Origin of the sequence: Pseudomonas sp. AF32, assembly GCF_022342325.2 — a bacterium.
In the GTDB taxonomy this organism is placed as follows: Bacteria; Pseudomonadota; Gammaproteobacteria; order Pseudomonadales; family Pseudomonadaceae; genus Aquipseudomonas; species Aquipseudomonas uvaldensis.
On record NZ_RQJK02000003.1, the window covers coordinates 39,099 to 54,948 of the forward strand.

Annotated in this window: 18 protein-coding genes; 8 read left to right on the forward strand and 10 right to left on the reverse strand. The window is 59.9% G+C overall.

Translation table 11 applies throughout. The features are described 5' to 3' along the window. Positions 1–2 precede the first annotated feature (2 nt). Positions 3–314 carry a divalent cation tolerance protein CutA gene (cutA, locus tag EGM97_RS03835; RefSeq protein ID WP_238960984.1) on the forward strand — a complete coding sequence of 104 codons (312 nt, stop codon included), beginning with the start codon at positions 3–5 and terminating at the stop codon, positions 312–314. A 1,018-nt stretch (positions 315–1,332) separates the two neighbouring features. After that, the gene (locus EGM97_RS03840) at positions 1,333–1,692 is read left to right on the forward strand and encodes a DUF6124 family protein (protein ID WP_238960985.1); all 360 of its coding nucleotides are present in this window, start codon (positions 1,333–1,335) and stop codon (positions 1,690–1,692) included. A gap of 107 nt (positions 1,693–1,799) precedes the next feature. On the opposite strand, the gene EGM97_RS03845 is transcribed toward EGM97_RS03840, so the two are convergent. Both EGM97_RS03845 and EGM97_RS03850 read right to left on the reverse strand, forming a co-directional pair. Beyond that, complete coding sequence (locus EGM97_RS03845) at positions 1,800–2,885, reverse strand: scabin-related ADP-ribosyltransferase (protein WP_477788775.1); 1,086 nt, start codon at positions 2,883–2,885, stop codon at positions 1,800–1,802. A gap of 292 nt (positions 2,886–3,177) precedes the next feature. After that, positions 3,178–4,263 carry a scabin-related ADP-ribosyltransferase gene (locus tag EGM97_RS03850; protein WP_238960987.1) on the reverse strand — a complete coding sequence of 362 codons (1,086 nt, stop codon included), beginning with the start codon at positions 4,261–4,263 and terminating at the stop codon, positions 3,178–3,180. A 449-nt stretch (positions 4,264–4,712) separates the two neighbouring features. Between EGM97_RS03850 and EGM97_RS03855 the strand changes: the two genes are divergently transcribed. Then, a complete protein-coding gene (locus tag EGM97_RS03855; RefSeq protein ID WP_238960988.1) occupies positions 4,713–5,036 on the forward strand; it encodes a hypothetical protein in 324 nt (107 codons plus the stop codon). A 32-nt stretch (positions 5,037–5,068) separates the two neighbouring features. Here EGM97_RS03855 and EGM97_RS03860 read toward each other — a convergent pair whose 3' ends face one another. Both EGM97_RS03860 and EGM97_RS03865 read right to left on the reverse strand, forming a co-directional pair. Further along, the gene (locus tag EGM97_RS03860) at positions 5,069–5,575 is read right to left on the reverse strand and encodes a L,D-transpeptidase family protein (RefSeq protein WP_238960989.1); all 507 of its coding nucleotides are present in this window, start codon (positions 5,573–5,575) and stop codon (positions 5,069–5,071) included. Between the two features lie 39 nt (positions 5,576–5,614). Continuing rightward, positions 5,615–6,166: an NUDIX hydrolase gene (locus EGM97_RS03865; RefSeq protein ID WP_092205380.1), complete on the reverse strand. Its 552-nt coding sequence runs from the start codon at positions 6,164–6,166 to the stop codon at positions 5,615–5,617. 145 nt (positions 6,167–6,311) lie between these two features. Here EGM97_RS03865 and EGM97_RS03870 point away from each other — a divergent pair, with 145 nt between their 5' ends. From EGM97_RS03870 to EGM97_RS03880, 3 genes are read left to right on the forward strand one after another with little or no spacing between them, the layout of a single operon-like run. Next, a complete protein-coding gene (locus tag EGM97_RS03870; RefSeq protein WP_238960990.1) occupies positions 6,312–6,911 on the forward strand; it encodes a CoA pyrophosphatase in 600 nt (199 codons plus the stop codon). Positions 6,912–6,926: 15 nt separating this feature from the next. Then, positions 6,927–7,451: a gamma carbonic anhydrase family protein gene (locus tag EGM97_RS03875; RefSeq protein ID WP_238960991.1), complete on the forward strand. Its 525-nt coding sequence runs from the start codon at positions 6,927–6,929 to the stop codon at positions 7,449–7,451. Beyond that, on the forward strand, positions 7,448–7,657 hold the full coding sequence (locus tag EGM97_RS03880) for a DUF1289 domain-containing protein (RefSeq protein WP_238960992.1): 210 nt from the start codon (positions 7,448–7,450) through the stop codon (positions 7,655–7,657). The genes EGM97_RS03875 and EGM97_RS03880 overlap by 4 nt, the downstream gene beginning before the upstream one ends. A gap of 56 nt (positions 7,658–7,713) precedes the next feature. Here EGM97_RS03880 and EGM97_RS03885 read toward each other — a convergent pair whose 3' ends face one another. Together EGM97_RS03885 and EGM97_RS03890 are read right to left on the reverse strand one after the other, a co-directional pair. Beyond that, positions 7,714–8,367, reverse strand: coding sequence for a Pr6Pr family membrane protein (locus tag EGM97_RS03885; protein WP_238960993.1), 654 nt, complete (start codon positions 8,365–8,367; stop codon positions 7,714–7,716). A 3-nt stretch (positions 8,368–8,370) separates the two neighbouring features. Next, positions 8,371–8,601: a VF530 family protein gene (locus tag EGM97_RS03890; RefSeq protein WP_238960994.1), complete on the reverse strand. Its 231-nt coding sequence runs from the start codon at positions 8,599–8,601 to the stop codon at positions 8,371–8,373. A 508-nt stretch (positions 8,602–9,109) separates the two neighbouring features. Between EGM97_RS03890 and EGM97_RS03895 the strand changes: the two genes are divergently transcribed. Then, the gene (locus tag EGM97_RS03895) at positions 9,110–11,524 is read left to right on the forward strand and encodes a glucose/quinate/shikimate family membrane-bound PQQ-dependent dehydrogenase (protein WP_238960995.1); all 2,415 of its coding nucleotides are present in this window, start codon (positions 9,110–9,112) and stop codon (positions 11,522–11,524) included. 231 nt (positions 11,525–11,755) lie between these two features. Here EGM97_RS03895 and purT read toward each other — a convergent pair whose 3' ends face one another. From purT to EGM97_RS03915, 4 genes are all read right to left on the reverse strand, one after another. Next, the gene (gene purT, locus EGM97_RS03900; RefSeq protein ID WP_238960996.1) at positions 11,756–12,937 is read right to left on the reverse strand and encodes a formate-dependent phosphoribosylglycinamide formyltransferase; all 1,182 of its coding nucleotides are present in this window, start codon (positions 12,935–12,937) and stop codon (positions 11,756–11,758) included. A 102-nt stretch (positions 12,938–13,039) separates the two neighbouring features. Next, positions 13,040–13,507, reverse strand: coding sequence for a preQ0 transporter (locus EGM97_RS03905; protein WP_238960997.1), 468 nt, complete (start codon positions 13,505–13,507; stop codon positions 13,040–13,042). A 4-nt stretch (positions 13,508–13,511) separates the two neighbouring features. Next, the gene (locus EGM97_RS03910; RefSeq protein ID WP_238960998.1) at positions 13,512–14,297 is read right to left on the reverse strand and encodes a siderophore-interacting protein; all 786 of its coding nucleotides are present in this window, start codon (positions 14,295–14,297) and stop codon (positions 13,512–13,514) included. Continuing rightward, on the reverse strand, positions 14,294–14,863 hold the full coding sequence (locus EGM97_RS03915; protein WP_238960999.1) for a PadR family transcriptional regulator: 570 nt from the start codon (positions 14,861–14,863) through the stop codon (positions 14,294–14,296). Before EGM97_RS03915 ends, EGM97_RS03910 begins: the two co-directional genes overlap by 4 nt. 434 nt (positions 14,864–15,297) lie before the next feature. On the opposite strand from EGM97_RS03915, the gene EGM97_RS03920 reads away from it, so the two are divergent. Beyond that, entirely contained in the window at positions 15,298–15,786 is a 489-nt protein-coding gene (locus EGM97_RS03920; protein ID WP_238961000.1) for a CS1 type fimbrial major subunit, read from the forward strand. The last annotated feature ends 64 nt before the right edge of the window (positions 15,787–15,850 follow it).

Sequence of the window (15,850 nt, forward strand, 5' to 3'; positions counted from 1 at the left end):
GCGTGTATAAGCTCTGCTTCTTCGTCCCGCCCAGCCACGTGGACGTGGTCAAGAACGCCGTATTCTCCGCCGGTGGCGGGCGAATCGGCGACTATGACTGCTGTGCCTGGCAAGTGCTGGGCCTGGGCCAGTTTCGCCCGCTGGACGGCAGCCAGCCGTTCATCGGCGAGGCGGGGCAGGTTGAGCAGGTCGAAGAGTGGAAGGTCGAGCTGGTTGTCGCTGATGAGCTGATTCGCCAAGTGGTGGAGGCGCTGAAACAGAGCCATCCCTACGAGACTCCGGCGTATGAAGTGTGGCGGCTGGAGGATTTCTGATCCTCTGTCTGCTGAAGTGAAAAACCCGCTGATTCTTGGATCAGCGGGTTTAATGAGATGGTCAGCCTGACCGAGAAGCCCTGCAGGTTTACGCTTGCAGGGCTTTTTGTTGGACGCAATTTTTGTGTACACAACCCCTGTGGCGAGGGGATTTATCCCCGCTGGGCTGCGAGCAGCCCCAACAGCCGCGACGCGTTCAATCTGACACACCGAGCTGGCAGATTCAGGGCTGCTTCGCAGCCCAGCGGGGATAAATCCCCTCGCCACAGGGAATGGGTGCTGGAACAGCATCTTGGGCGCCACCCCACGACTCATGTGCCAATAGCGGTGGTTCAGTTAAAGAAGCGCAGGCACATGTTGCTGTTGCTGTGCTTTTGATTTTGATCTCAACGCCCCATCAACCACGCTGGCCGAACGCAGGCATTGCGCAGTGGGCATCCCGGCATGGATGCCGGGATAGCCGCGCTGGGCCATGGATGGCCCTTCGCGGCGGGCCCACGGAGCAATGCCGGAGTGAGGGCACACCTCGCCCAAGCGAGGTGCCGAGTGGTGGGGCCAAGACCTTTTGGTTACTTTTGGCTGGGCCGGCATTCCGGGCGGTTGCCAAAAGTAACCCGCCGTAAGGGCGGAACCGCCAGCCGCCGTTACCGAAGAAACGGATATGTCCCCAAAAAAACTGTATGAAACATCCATAACCAGCCAATTGATCTGTCAGACACACCGAAGTTTCCGACAAGTTTTTAAGGTTGTCCCTCGGAAGCGACGGCTCTAGCCTTTGGGTGTCGCTGCCAATCCAGCGACCGGATTTGACCGTCCGAACTCACAAGGCGCACCAGCGCACCAGGACCTATTTCAGGCGTTTTTCTTTCGTCTGAGGTATCGTGTCGCGGCGGCTGTGCGTGGGACGTCTTTGGACGTGCCGGTTTCCTTGTGAATCGGTCGGTCAACCCGCGTACAGCTGCCACTTTTTTGTTTGACCGCGAAATGGTGGTGGCTCCATCAACACAAGGAGCTGCACATGATCAAAGAAACCCCCAACCCTCCAAAACCCGCATCCACCTTCCCCTACGGCGACTACGCCCCCGAAAAACTGAAAGAAGCCGCCGACCGAGCGATGGACCATTACCTCAAGCCCGACGACAGCGACTCAGAGCCCAACCCCTCGACGCAGCTCTTCACCGTGACCGACGGTGTCAATCCCGAAGTAATGTTGGCCAACCTCAGCGAAACCCTGGCCTCGGCCAACGCCATGCTCAGCGACCTGGCGTTCGACCTGGAAGGTTCACGACGCCACGTGGCACTGGGCGTGGCGCAGATGATCGAACTAGGCACGTTGCTGGCGAACAAATGCCTGGACCGGGCAGAACTTCGGGTTTGATGCAATAAGTGCCGGCCTCATCATCGGATCACCGGTTGGCATAAGCTCCCTCGCCACGGAGATGGCGAGGGAGGCATACAAACCTCGAGGCCTTAACCACTCTGAAACTATTGGTGGACGTTCTCGAGCCGACAAGCTTCTTTTTCGATGCCAATGCACTCGGCCGGTTGGCTCACGCCTTTCTCGAACCGACGGGCGTTCATCAATAAGCCGCCTTTGATTCCGCCGATGAAGGCGAAGGCGCCTGGACGGTTTCCAGCGTTACGTGCAGACAAATCCACCGCCACACTGTTGGGCCTGACCTCATAGACCCAGCCACCGTTTTCGGCTTCCTGGGTTGCCCAGAGCTTGGCTTCGCTATAATCGTCAAATGCTACAACGATCGATCCGGCCAGGTGCGACTCCGGCCTGCGCGCCGATCTCAAACGGGGTGGCGAAGAGTCCCAGGCCCGTAGACCATGGGTAAGCGCATCCGCTCCCTGCACGGGGTTGATCATCGTAGAGCCGACGGCCCAAAGGGATTGCTTGGTCGTTACCCATGCCACTTCCACTGATGGTGTCAGCCGGTTCCAGTTGATGGAGATCGCGGCGACGTCCTGTATCGACTCGCGGCCGGTGGGTTCTCGGTAGTTTGGGTTCGGCCTGCATTTGGAAAGATCGTCTTTGTGGCAGGCCTGCTTGATGAAGTGCGCCTTGACCCCGCCTGGGAAGCTGATTTCCTGTTCTTTTGGAAAGGGCCCTCCCGATTGCACCTGATCGATTCCGTGGGGAGCGGTGAACTCGTACACCCACTCGATGGCATAGTGTTGGGCCCAGATCAGGCTGCGCGTCGTACTGCTGAACACCGTCCCCGCGCTTCCGCTCGCGTGGGTGATCCAGTCGTATCCCCATTGCTCCTCGGGAGTGCCCACGGCTTTGGGCAACAGCCCCTTCTCGAAGGCCGTGAGGCCCTGACCCGTCGTATCTCCCCGATAGAGCGTGTCCATGTCGGTACGCCAGCGCAACAATGGTGTAATTTGGTGAATATCCACGCTCGAATCCGCCGTGACCTGAAGCCAGGCTTGATACCAAGGCTCATCCTTTCCATCCCCAGGTGCCTCGGCACCCCACGCGTCGGCACCCGATTGCCACACACCTGCCAACGCCACTGCCGCAATCGCTGTGGTTCGTATAAAACCGTTATGAGTTGTCATGATTTGATGTCCATCTGGAACGGTGAAGCCCTGTCGAATCACATACGTCATGACTGCCTATGCTTCGACGTGACACGTCTCACTATGAATTGTGCGGAGGCAACCTGCTGGGCCGAGTCTCGGGCCGTCGCATCGACTTTGAGAATAGATTAAGGAAAAGGGTGCGGTTGCGTTCCGCTTCCCCGGACTTGTAACAAGAAGCGGCATCGGCGCCATCCTTGTGGCCAGGGGGTGAATCCCTTGGCCACAAGGGCAAGGGGACTCTGCTCGGCAGCTGGAATGGTCGTGATAGCTATGGGTGGCGGTTCTCGCGCTGGCAAGCTTCTTTTTCTATGCCAATACACTCAACCGGTTCGCTCACGCCCTTCTCGAAGCGGCGTGCGTTCATCAATAGTGTTGCTTTGATGCCGCCAATAAATGCGAAAGCGCCTTCGCGATTGCCCGTGCTACGCCCTGACAAGTCCACCGACACGCTGTTGGGCCTGACTTCATAGACCCAGCCGCCGTTTGACGCTTCCTCGGTTGCCCAGATCTTGGCATCGCTGTATTCGCGAAAGGCTACAACGACCGATTGAGCCGAAGGAGACTCCGGCTGGGAGGCCATTCTCAAATTCGGTGGCAGCGCGTTCCAGGCCTGTAACCCCTGGGTAAGCGCATCCGCTCCCTGCACGGGGTTGATCGTCGTAGAGCCGACGGCCCAGAGAGGTTGCTTGTTCGTTACCCATGCCAACCCTTCTGGAGGCTCCAACCGGCTCCAGTCGATGGTAATCGCCGCAACCTCCTGCATCGTCTCGTGGCCGGTAGGTTCATGGTAGTTGGGGTTCGTCGTGCACCTGGTAAAGTCCGGTGTCCTACAGGCTTTCTTGATGAATTGTCCCTTGACCCCGCCCGGGAAGCTGATTTCTTCCTCCAGGGGATAAAGCCCCCCTGATTGCACCTGATCGATTCCATGGGGAGCTATAAACTCGTACACCCATTCTCTGGCGTGCATCTGGGCGATGGACTGGCTGCGCGTTGTGCTGCTGAATACCGTCCGCTGGGACCCGCCTGTGTGGTTATACCAGTTATATAGCCATTCGCTTTCGGGGATACCTGCCGCTTTGGGCAACAGCCCATCCCGGAAGGCATCGAGCCCCTGATCTGTCGTATCTCCTCGATAGAGCGTGTCCATGTCGGTACGCCAGCGCAATGATGGCGTGGTTTTGTGAATGTCTACGTTCGGATTCGCCGTGACCTGAAGCCAGGCTTGATACCAAGGCTCGTCTTTTCCATCGCCAGGCGCTCCGGTCCCCCAGGCGTCGGTAGCCGACTGCCACACACCCGCCAACGCCACTGCCGCAATCGCTGTAGTCCGTATAAAACCATTATGAGTGGTCATGATTTGATGTCTCGTCCTGGACTGTGAAGTCCTGCCGAATCACATACGTCATGACTGCCTATGTTTCGACGTGACACGTCTCACTGTGAGTTCTGCGGAGGCGACCTGCTGGGCCGAGCCTCGGGCCACCGCATCGATTTTGAGGATAGATCAGGGATGCAGGGGCGGTTGCGCTCCGCTCCCCGGACTTGTAACAAGAAGCGGCATCGGCGCCATCCTTGTGGCGAGGGAGCTTGCTCGCGCCGGGCTGCGAAGCGGCCCTGAAACTGAAGACGCGGTATGACGAGAAACGCGAATAAGCAGCTGAGCGACCGCACCACAGCCCAAGACTTTATCGACGGATACCGGCGGTCGGAGCATGTCACTGACCTGTCATCCCTGACAGTAGTCAATGCGCCGGCCATGCGGCCCAATGCGTACTCCGATGTTATCTGGCGAGGAGAACCATCATGGCTACAGAAAAGCTACCGCTGCTGGCTATTGTGTGGGTTGGAACACGCGATCAGTTGCCTTACATTCCTGACGGCGGAACAACCACTGCTCGAAAGGTATTCGTGCAAGGTTATGCCCCCAACGATAGCCAGGTTTTGCTGTTTGATGGGGACGGTCCCAAAGAATTTGCCAAAACGTTCACGGACGTTCATGGGATATGGAAGTTTGAGGACATGGCAACGTCCATCAAGCAATACAAGCTCAAAGCAGTGGCCAATGGTGAGAGTTCGAGGCCATGGTCTTTTACAGTGCTTGCTCCTGATGCTGCTCAAAAGCGCTGATCATTGATCGTACCCTACCCCTGGCCACTGGATTACGGCCGAATCTCGATCATCGTCCCGTCGGGCACCAGGTTCCAGACTTCGCGCATGTCGACGTTGCGCATGGCAATGCAACCGTCGGTCCAGTCCAGGGTGTGAAACAACTGCTCAGGGTTCTCCTCGGAATCCGGCGTGCCATGGATCATGATCATGCCGCCAGGCTCCACACCTTCGCGCCGGGCGCGGGCGGCGTCGCTGATGTTGGGGTAGGAGATGTGCATCGACAGGTAGTAGCGTTCACTGGTCTTGCGCCAGTCGATCCAGTAGAAGCCTTCGGGGGTGCGCTTATCGCCTTCGATCAGCTTGGGGCCTTTCTTGGCGCCCTTGCCGAGGGAAATACGGTAGGTCTTGAGCGGCTTGCCGTCGTGGATCAATTGCAATTGATGAGCGGACTTGAGCACCAATACTTTTTCGATGACCTTGCCGTCGTAGGTACCCACTGCAGAAGCCTGGGACACAGCGGTGAAGGACAAGCAGAACAGCACAAGCAACCAACGCATTGAAACGATATCCCTAGAAGTGTCGCGGCTAAATTATTTTCAGGTATTGGCAGGTTGGGCCAGCGGCGGGATCGATTCGGATCGCACCGGGTAATCCTCGGCTCGCCGGTCAGCATAGAAGTATTCCAGGGTGCGGCCCACTGTGCGGAAGGCCAGTTCGTCCCAGGGAATATCCGCTTCTTCGAACAGTTTCACCTCAAGGCTTTCCGGCCCGGCAGCAAAATCTTCATCCACCAGTTCGGCGCGGAAGAATACATGCACCTGACTGATGTGCGGTACGTCAATCAGCGTATAGATGCTCAAATTGCGTACCCGGGCGCAGGCTTCCTCGGCGGTTTCGCGTACGGCGGCCTGTTCGACGGTTTCGCCGTTCTCCATGAAGCCCGCCGGCAGCGTCCAGTACCCGCGTCGCGGCTCGATGGCACGCCGGCACAGCAGGACCTTGCTGCCCCAGGTCGGTACGCAGCCGGCCACGATGTTGGGGTTCTGGTAGTGAATGGTATGACAGGTGTCGCAAACGAAGCGCAGGCGCGAGTCGCCTTCGGGTATGCGCTGGGTCACCGGGTTACCGCACTGGCTGCAGAATTTCATGCTTGGATTCCTGAATGCTGCGCCTATCTTGGCTTGCACGGGCCGGTGCGGCAAGTTGTCGTTTCGCGACACGATGCGGTGCGGGGGTTGGGCCGCTTGAATGATTGGTGCATCATGCAAGGTAGCGAACAAATCGAGAAGTCTCATGCTGGACGAGCTACTGCATCGAGTAAGCAACCATACCCCGCGTCAACTGGAGGTGGACCGACGTTTCCCTGAGGCTGCGGTGCTGGTACCGATCACCCGCAGTGATGAACCGGAGCTGTTGCTGACCCTGCGCGCCAGCGGGCTCTCGACCCATGGCGGCGAGGTGGCGTTTCCCGGCGGTCGACGTGATCCGGAGGACCCGGACCTGGTCTTTACGGCCTTGCGCGAAGCCGAAGAGGAAGTCGGCCTGCCCCCCGGCCTGGTAGAAGTGATCGGTCCCCTCAGTCCGTTGATTTCGCTCCATGGCATCAAGGTCACGCCTTATGTCGGGGTGATTCCGGATTACGTCGAGTACCAGGCCAACGATGCCGAGATCGCTGCGGTGTTCAGTGTGCCGCTGGATTTTTTCCGCAAGGACCCCCGTGAGCACACCCATCGCATCGATTACCAGGGCTGCAGTTGGTATGTCCCCAGTTATCGTTTTGGCGAATACAAGATCTGGGGCCTGACGGCGATCATGATCGTCGAACTGGTGAACCTGCTGTTCGACGCGGGCATCGACCTGCACAAACCGCCCAGAACCTTCATCAATACCTGAAGCCCGAGGATCGTCATGAAATACCGTCTGGGCGATGCCCGTGTCGAAGCCCATCCACAAAGCTGGATCGCGCCCAACGCGACACTGGTGGGCAAGGTTCGTCTCGAAGAGGGCGCCAATGTCTGGTTCAACGCCGTGCTGCGCGGCGACAACGAATTGATCCTGATCGGCAAGAACAGCAACGTGCAGGACGGCACGGTGATGCACACTGACATGGGTTTTCCGCTGACCATCGGCACCGGCGTGACCATCGGCCACAACGCCATGCTTCACGGCTGCACGGTGGGGGATTACAGCCTCATCGGCATCAATGCGGTGATCCTCAATGGCGCGAAAATCGGCAAGAATTGCATCATCGGCGCCAATTCGCTGATCGGCGAAAACAAGGAAATTCCTGACGGTTCGCTGGTCATGGGCTCGCCCGGCAAGGTCGTGCGGGAACTGACCGATGCCCAGAAGAAAATGCTCGAAGCCAGCGCGGCCCATTACGTGCACAACGCCCAGCGCTACGCCCGCGACTTGGCGGAGCAGGAAGAATGACCACCCCCGAACGCCCGGTGCCTTCGCCCTGCGTGAGCATCTGCTCGCTGGACGATGATGATATCTGTATCGGCTGCCAACGGACCGTGGCGGAGATCACCCGCTGGAGTCGGATGAACAATGACGAGCGGCGCAGCGTCCTCGCGTTGTGCCATGAGCGGGCGAAGGCCAGTGGGATGGTGTGGACACTGCCTGCACGGTCTTGAGGTTGAAACAACTTCCTGTGGCACGGGGATAAATCCCCTTGTCCCGAAAGGTCTGTTCAGCGACGCCCCATCCACCGATCCAACCCCACCACCCCCAGCGCAATCACCACAAACCCCGCCAATATCCCCCCGGCATTGATGAACACCTGTCGATAACCCAGGCTCGCCACGTCGATGAACGGGTAGGGGTAGGTCGCAAGCCAATCACCGCGCAGCAGCAGATAAGCGAAATACACCACGGGATAAACCACCCATAACCCGATATGTCTCAGGCGCAGGGTGCCCTTGGGCACGCACAACCACCAATAAACGACATACAACAGTGGCACCACGTCGTGCAGCAACTCGTCGGCCACGAACTGCCAGCCGTCGGGCTGCCAGAGATGGCGCAGCAGCAGGTTGTAGGCCAGGCCGACCAGGGCGATGCTGGCGGCGATACCGCTGCGCACGCTCGGCAGCAGGAACCAGCGCCGCACGACGGAGGGGCGCTCGGTCAGTTCCCAGGTCAGCACCACCGCTACCAGGATGTTGGTCAGTACCGTGAAGAAGCTGAAGGTGTTCACCAGCCCGCCCAGCAGGCTTGCGCCCAATTCCCATCGGCCCAGCAGGATCAGATACAACTGGATGCTCAACCCCACCCAGCCCAGCAGCGCGATCACCGACACGAAGCGCTGGCGCAGCGTGAGCTGGCAACCCGGATCGAGGCCCACGACTCAGACCGGCCGTTTGGTACGCATCAACTTGACGTACAACCGCTCGACCTTCTCCCGCGCCCACGGCGTCTTGCGCAGGAACGTCAGGCTCGACTTGATGCTCGGGTCACTCTTGAAGCAGCGGATGTCGATGCGCTCGGCCAGGCCCGACCATTCGTAGTGCTGAACCAGTGCATTGAGGATCTGCTCCAGCGTCACGCCGTGCAGCGGGTTGTTGTTTTGTTCGTTCATGGAGGGCCTTTGCGCGAATGAGACGGTAAAGCGGCGCACCTTAGCCGAGGTGCCCTCAAGGTGGAAGCATAGTTGCGTCTCGACGCGCTTGCCTCGTGCCCACTGTTACCGAAAGCGAAATGATCCATGTCAACAAAAGCGCTTTCTCTATGTGTAACAGGACATTATCCTTGCGCGGCTTGCTGAAACGGTTCTTGTCGCGTGCCAGAGCCTTGGTGATCAGCTCATCCTGATTAATGACCGAAGAAATACTTCCGACCATTCCCTGGTTCAGCCCTCGCAAGATAGCGCTGTCTGAATGGGGATGATTTGTGGGAGCGAGCCTGCTCGCGATTGCAGTGCAACAGCCAACATCGCGTCTGAATGTTCCACCGCAATCGCGAGCAGGCTCGCTCCCACAGGGAATTGCAGTCACTCAACAGCTTTTAACTGAACCATGCCCCCAAAGGATCGTCATCTACAGTGACACTTTGCGCGGGACTCCTTAAAACCTCACGGAGATCACACTATGAGCACTGAGGGTGCTTTGAGTCGAAGCCGTCTGCTACCGAGCCTGCTCGGCATTCTGCTTCTATTGATGGGCCTGGCCCTGTTGGCTGGCGGGGTCAAGCTGAGCACGCTTGGCGGCTCGTGGTATTACCTGCTGGCGGGTATCGGCCTGGTCTTGACCGGCGTACTGCTGATCATGGCCCGTCGTGCTGCCCTGGGCTTGTACGCACTGGTGCTGTTCGCCAGCACCGTGTGGGCGTTGTGGGAAGTGGGCCTGGACTGGTGGCAACTGGTGCCGCGCCTGGCGATGTTGTTTGCCTTGGGCATTGTCCTGCTGCTGCCATGGTTTCGTCGCCCATTGCTGACGACCGACGCCTCGCCGATGGGCACCCGCGCATTGGGCGCCGCCGTGGTTATCGCCGGTGTTGTCGCACTGGCCAGCCAGTTCACCAACCCCGGTGAAATCAAGGGCCAACTGGACCGCGACAGCGTGCCGGGCATGACCAACACCGCACCGGCCATGCCCGACGGCGACTGGAATTCCTACGGCCGCAGCGCCCATGGCGATCGTTATTCGCCGCTGGCACAGATCACCCCGCAGAATGTCAGCAAGCTGGAGCAGGCCTGGAGCTATCGCACCGGCGACCTGCCAGGGCCGGGTGACCCGGGCGAGACCACCGCGGAAAACACCCCGCTGAAGGTCAACGGCATGCTCTACGTGTGCACGCCCCACAGTCAGGTGATTGCGCTGGAACCGGAAACCGGCAAGGAAATCTGGCGTTTCGATCCGAAGCTTTCCACCCAGAAGGCAGAAAACTTCAAGGGTTGGGCCCACATGACCTGCCGTGGCGTGACCTACCACGACGACGCGGTGTACGCCTCGGCCGAGCAAAGCCCGACCGGTACTGCCAGCAACACACCGGCCAGCACCGTTTGCCCTCGGCGGATTTTCCTGCCGACCGCCGACACCCGCTTGATCGCTCTGAACGCCGACACCGGCAAGATGTGCGAAGACTTCGGTGACAAGGGCCAGGTCGATCTGACCGCCAACATTGGTGGCTTCACGGCCGGCGGTTATTACTCCACTTCGCCACCGGCAGTTACCCAGAACCTGGTGGTCATTGGCGGCCACGTCACCGATAACGTCTCCACCGACGAGCCCAGCGGCGTGATCCGCGCTTACGACGTGCACACCGGCAAGCTGGTGTGGAACTGGGACAGCGGCAACCCGGACGAAACCACGCCGATTGCCGAAGGCCAGACCTACACCCGCAACTCGCCGAACATGTGGTCGATGTTCAGCGTCGACGAAAAACTTGGCATGCTCTACCTGCCGATGGGCAACCAGACTCCCGACCAGTTCGGTGGCATGCGTACGCCGGAGTCGGAAAAATACGCCGCCGGCCTGACCGCGCTGGACATCGCCACCGGCAAGGTGCGCTGGTACTTCCAGTTCACCCACCACGACCTGTGGGACATGGATGTCGGCGGCCAACCGACCCTGATGGACCTGAAGACCGCCGACGGCGTGAAGCCGGCCGTACTGGCGTCGACCAAGCAGGGCAGCATCTACGTGCTGGACCGCAGCAACGGCCAGCCGATCGTTCCGATCAAGGAAATCCCGGTGCCGCAAGGCGCGGTGGAAGGCGACCACACTTCGCCGACCCAACCGATGTCGGACCTGAACTTCGTGCCGCCGGTTCTCAAGGAACGCGACATGTGGGGCGTGACCCCGTTCGACCAGATGCTCTGCCGGATCGAGTTCAAGTCGCTGCGATACGAAGGCATGTTCACGCCGCCGTCGCTGCAAGGCTCGATCGTTTACCCAGGTAACTTCGGCGTGTTTGACTGGGGCGGTATCTCGGTCGATCCGGTGCGCCAGATCGCGTTCGTCAACCCCAGCTACATGGCGTTCAAGTCCAAACTGGTACCGGCGGCGGAAGTGGCTGGCGGTCCGGGGCGCAAGAGCGAAACCGAAGGTGTGCAGCCGAACAAGGGCGCGCCGTACGGCGTGATCCTCGAAGCTCTGCTGTCGCCCATGGGCCTGCCGTGCCAGGCACCGGCCTGGGGTTACGTGGCGGCGGTGGACCTGACCAACAACAAGACCCTGTGGAAACACAAGAACGGCACCGTGCGTGACAGCTCGCCGGTACCGATCCCGCTGAGCATGGGCGTACCGAGCCTGGGCGGCACGTTCACCACCGCCGGTGGCGTGGCGTTCCTGAGCGGCACCCTCGACCAGTACCTGCGTGCCTATGATGTGAAAAACGGCAAGCAGCTATGGGAAGGCCGCCTGCCCGCTGGCGCCCAGACCACACCGATGACCTACACCGGCAAGGACGGCAAGCAATACGTGCTGGTCGTTGCAGGGGGGCATGGTTCGTTGGGTACGAAACAGGGTGACTACGTGATTGCGTACAAACTGCCGGATTAAGCCAGACCGGCGCTCATGAAAAAGGCGACACCTTTGCGGGTGTCGCCTTTTTTTGAGTGTGTCTCTTGTGGCAAGAAATCCACTGTGGCGAGGGGATTTATCCCCGCTGGGCTGCAGAGCAGCCCTAAAGCCAGACAACACGGTGTGTCAGAGGGATTGAGTCCATAGCGATGGGGCTGCTTCGCAGCCCAGCGGGGATAAATCCCCTCACCACAGGGTTTGTGTGCAGCCTTACAACTCGACCATGATCGCCTGGGAGGCGCGGGTCGCCTTGGCGCGGGCGGCTTCGATGGATTCGTCGCGAGCCAGGGCCACGCCCAGGCGGCGCTGGCCGTTGACTTCCGGCTTGCCGAATAGGCGCAGGGCGGTGTCCGGTTCGCTCAGGGCGGCGCCGAGGTTGGCGAACGCGGTCTGGGTCGACTGGCCTTCCACCAGCAGCACCGCCGAAGCCGACGGGCCGAACTGACGGATCAGCGGAATCGGCAGGCCGAGGATGGCGCGGGCGTGCAACGCGAACTGCGACAGGTCCTGGGAGATCAGCGTCACCAGGCCAGTGTCATGCGGGCGTGGCGAGACTTCGCTGAACCACACCTGATCGCCCTTGATGAACAGCTCGACACCAAACAGACCGCGGCCGCCCAGGGCCTCGGTCACGGCCTTGGCGACGCGCTCGGACTCGGCCAGGGCCACCGGGCTCATGGCCTGTGGCTGCCAGGATTCCTGGTAGTCGCCTTTTTCCTGGCGATGGCCGACCGGTGCGCAGAAGGTAGTGCCGCCGACATGGCGCACGGTGAGCAAGGTGATTTCGTAATCGAAGTCGATGAAGCCTTCAATGATGACCCGACCCTTGCCGGCACGACCGCCTTCCTGGGCGTAGTCCCAGGCTTTCTGCACGTCGTCGGTGCTGCGCAGCAGGCTCTGGCCCTTGCCCGACGAACTCATGACCGGTTTGACCACACACGGGAAACCCAGGGTTTCCACAGCCTTGCGGTAATCTTCCACAGTATCGGCGAAGAAGTACGGCGAGGTCGGCAGGCCCAGTTCTTCGGCGGCCAGGCGACGGATGCCTTCACGGTTCATGGTCAGTTGCGCGGCACGGGCGGTGGGGATCACGGTGAAGCCTTCGGCCTCCAATTCCACCAATGTCGCGGTGGCGATGGCTTCGATTTCCGGCACGATGAAGTGCGGCTTCTCGGCTTCGATCACGGCACGCAGTGCCGCGCCGTCGAGCATGTTGATCACATGGCTGCGGTGGGCCACTTGCATGGCCGGCGCGTTGGCGTAGCGGTCCACGGCAATCACCTCGACGCCCAAGCGCTGCAGTTCGATTACCACTTCCTTGCCCAGCTCACCGCTGCCACACAGCAATACGCGGGTCGCGGTGGGCGACAATGGAGTTCCGATACGGGTCATCTGAAGGTCCTCAAACAGGAGCGGATCATCGAGGGTTGCGCGCCGGGCGAGCTTCCCGTGGGGAGAAAACGCGGCATTTTACATGAACCGCGGGGTTTGGCTTCAATTGGCCATGACTTGCCGACGCAAGCGCCAGGCCATGATCAGCCAGACAGCCGTAACCCCGGCGAATTTCGAGGCCAGGGCGGTGATCACCACGGCAGGCGTCAGGGCGTCGATCAGGCCGAAGAATATAAAAGTGTCCAGGGGAATGCTCAGGGCCGAGCTGATCCAGAGCCGGTCATGCAGCGGGCGCCTGGTGATGGTGAAGACCAGCCAATCGATGCACTCGGACACCGCGAACGCCGTGGCGCTGGCCAGGGCGATGGTCGGGTCCGAAGTCACATAGGACAACACCAGTGCCGCCAGCATTGCGACAATAGCGCCATGGCCAAAGCGGGTCTGGACCATGTCCCGCAGGATAAACACCAACCCACCCCAGGCCGACCAGATGATGTCCAGGTGTGGCGCGGCGGAAAAGGCGTAGTTGATCAGCACGACGCTGCTGATGTAGGCGAGCAGGAAAAGCATGGAATCAGTCCTCGTCGCTGTCATCCGCCTTCCAATAACCCACGGCCTTGACGAAGTCCGGGTCCAGCCGTTTTTCATCCAGCAGCACCCGGCGGATCTGCCGCGACACTTTGCTTTCGGTGGCGACCCAGGCGTATAGCTTGCCGTCGGGCATGTCCAGGTGTTGCACGGTGGTCAGCAGGCTGTCATGGCGGCCCTCGCGCAGCACCCAGATCACATGCACCTGTGCCTGGCTGTGGAGTAATTGCTGTTCGGCGCCGTTTTCCACTTCCACCACCACCAGCGCACGCCGGTTGGGCGACAGGCCTTCGAGCCGCCGGGCGATGGCGGGCAGGGCGGTTTCATCGCCGATGAGCAGGTAGCTCTCGAAAATATCCGGCACGATCATCGAGCCCCGTGGCCCGCCGATATCCAGGTATTGGCCGGGTGTCGCCTGGGCCGCCCAGGTCGCGGCCGGGCCGTCGCCGTGGAGCACGAAGTCGAGGTCCAGCTCCAGGGTGTCCGGATCGTAACGGCGCGGGGTGTAGTCGCGCATGGGCGGCAGCGGGCCCTGGGCCTTTCCGGCGCTGGGGTCGTAGATGGCCAGGGCTGCTCGTTCCTCGGCGTTCTGTGGGAAGAACACCTTTACATGATCATCCGTGCCCAGGCTGACGAACCCGGCCAGTTCCGGCCCGCCGACCGTGATACGGCGCATGCGTGGGGTCAGATCCACCACCCGCACTACTTGCAGGCGCCGACGCTTGATTTCGTGGCTGACACGGTGAATGGTGTTTGGATCGATGTCTGTCATTGGCTAGGTTCCGCAAGGGGTAGACGGTCGTGGCCGTCGATGATGGCTTTGGCGGTGTCGTTGAGCAGGTCACGCACCCGCATGATTTCTTCCGGGCTCCAGCGGCCATGGTGCTTGCGCAGCGCATGACGCAAGTTATACACCGCTTCGTGAATCTCCGGGGGCCGGTCATGGCCGCGCAACGTGCGCTTATTCACCTCGATACGCTCCCGCACGGCTTCCAGTGCGCTCGCCTGCTCTTCAAGCAATAGACGTCCGGCGTCAGTGACGCTGTAGCTTTTTTTTCCGCCCTCGGTGTCGCCGTGGATCATCGCGCGCCCTTCAAGGAACGTCAGGGTCGGGTAGATCACGCCGGGGCTGGGACTGTAGGCGCCATCGAACATGTTTTCGACGCGGCGGATCAAGTCATAGCCGTGGCAGGGCTGTTCGGCGATCAGTGCCAGAACCAGCAGCTTAAGCTCACCGGAAGCAAAGACCCGGGGCCCCCGGTTGCCACGCTCACGAACGGGTGCAAGTTGTTCGAATCGGTCTTGTCCACGTTCGGCTTGAAAATAAGAGTCTGTCATATGCCTGTTCTCCGTGCTGCATAAGATAGAAGTCAGATATATCTTTTTCCTGAGATATATCTTTGAGCTTGGCGAGGTCTTGAAACTAAGATATATCTAATGGCGTCGTGCGATAGTTGTCCTGGGCACGACCTTACCCCAATAGTTGAAATAGGCGGATAACGCTATTTTGCGTCGGTTTTGCTTGACATTTGGCAATGGCGCGGCGCGACTGTAAATGTGGGTTGTTTCTGACATCTAAACTTCTTTTTTATATAAACCCGAGTATTTTTCGCTCTTTCGTGTGCTGGTTTTACTACACGATTGTGCGAATTTGCCTGCTTTTTTTTAGTTAAAGAGAGTCGATCATGCCCCGGCGTTGAAGAGGCCACTCGTGCTGTTATCGGGCTGCAACTTCAACCTTTCTCTTTATGCCAAGAACAGGTGTTAACAACATGCTCAAACAATTCGTATCCGGTACTGCTCTGGTCGCCGCTGCCCTGGGTGCTTCGCCAGCATTCGCCCTTGACGATGCTCGTTCATCCATCCATATCAGCGCGACCATTCCTACCAAGCAGTTCCATGTGCTGCCGCGCGACCCGGACTTCGGTAAGGATGAGGTCATGAACTACAACCCTGTGACCAACACCCTGAGCTCCGTGCGCCAGACCTTCGACGTGAAGAACACCGATGGTTCGGTCCATGCCTACATCCTCGGTGGCCAGCCTTCGCTGACCAACGGTACCGATTCCATTCCTCTGCTGACCCGGTTCAACAACGTCACCCTGACCGAGTTTCCGCAAGAGGTGGTGACCGACGCCGCATCCACTCCGGGTACCCAGGCCGACATGCTTATCCTGGCCTCGACCGTGCCTCTGGAAAGTCAGGTAGGCCAATACACCGCCGACTTCACCGTGATCTTCGACGCGGTGCCGCGTCCGTAAACCCTTCGATGCCCGATGAGCCTCTTCTCTTCCCGCGGGCATAGACGCAGGTCGGCCACCCGGC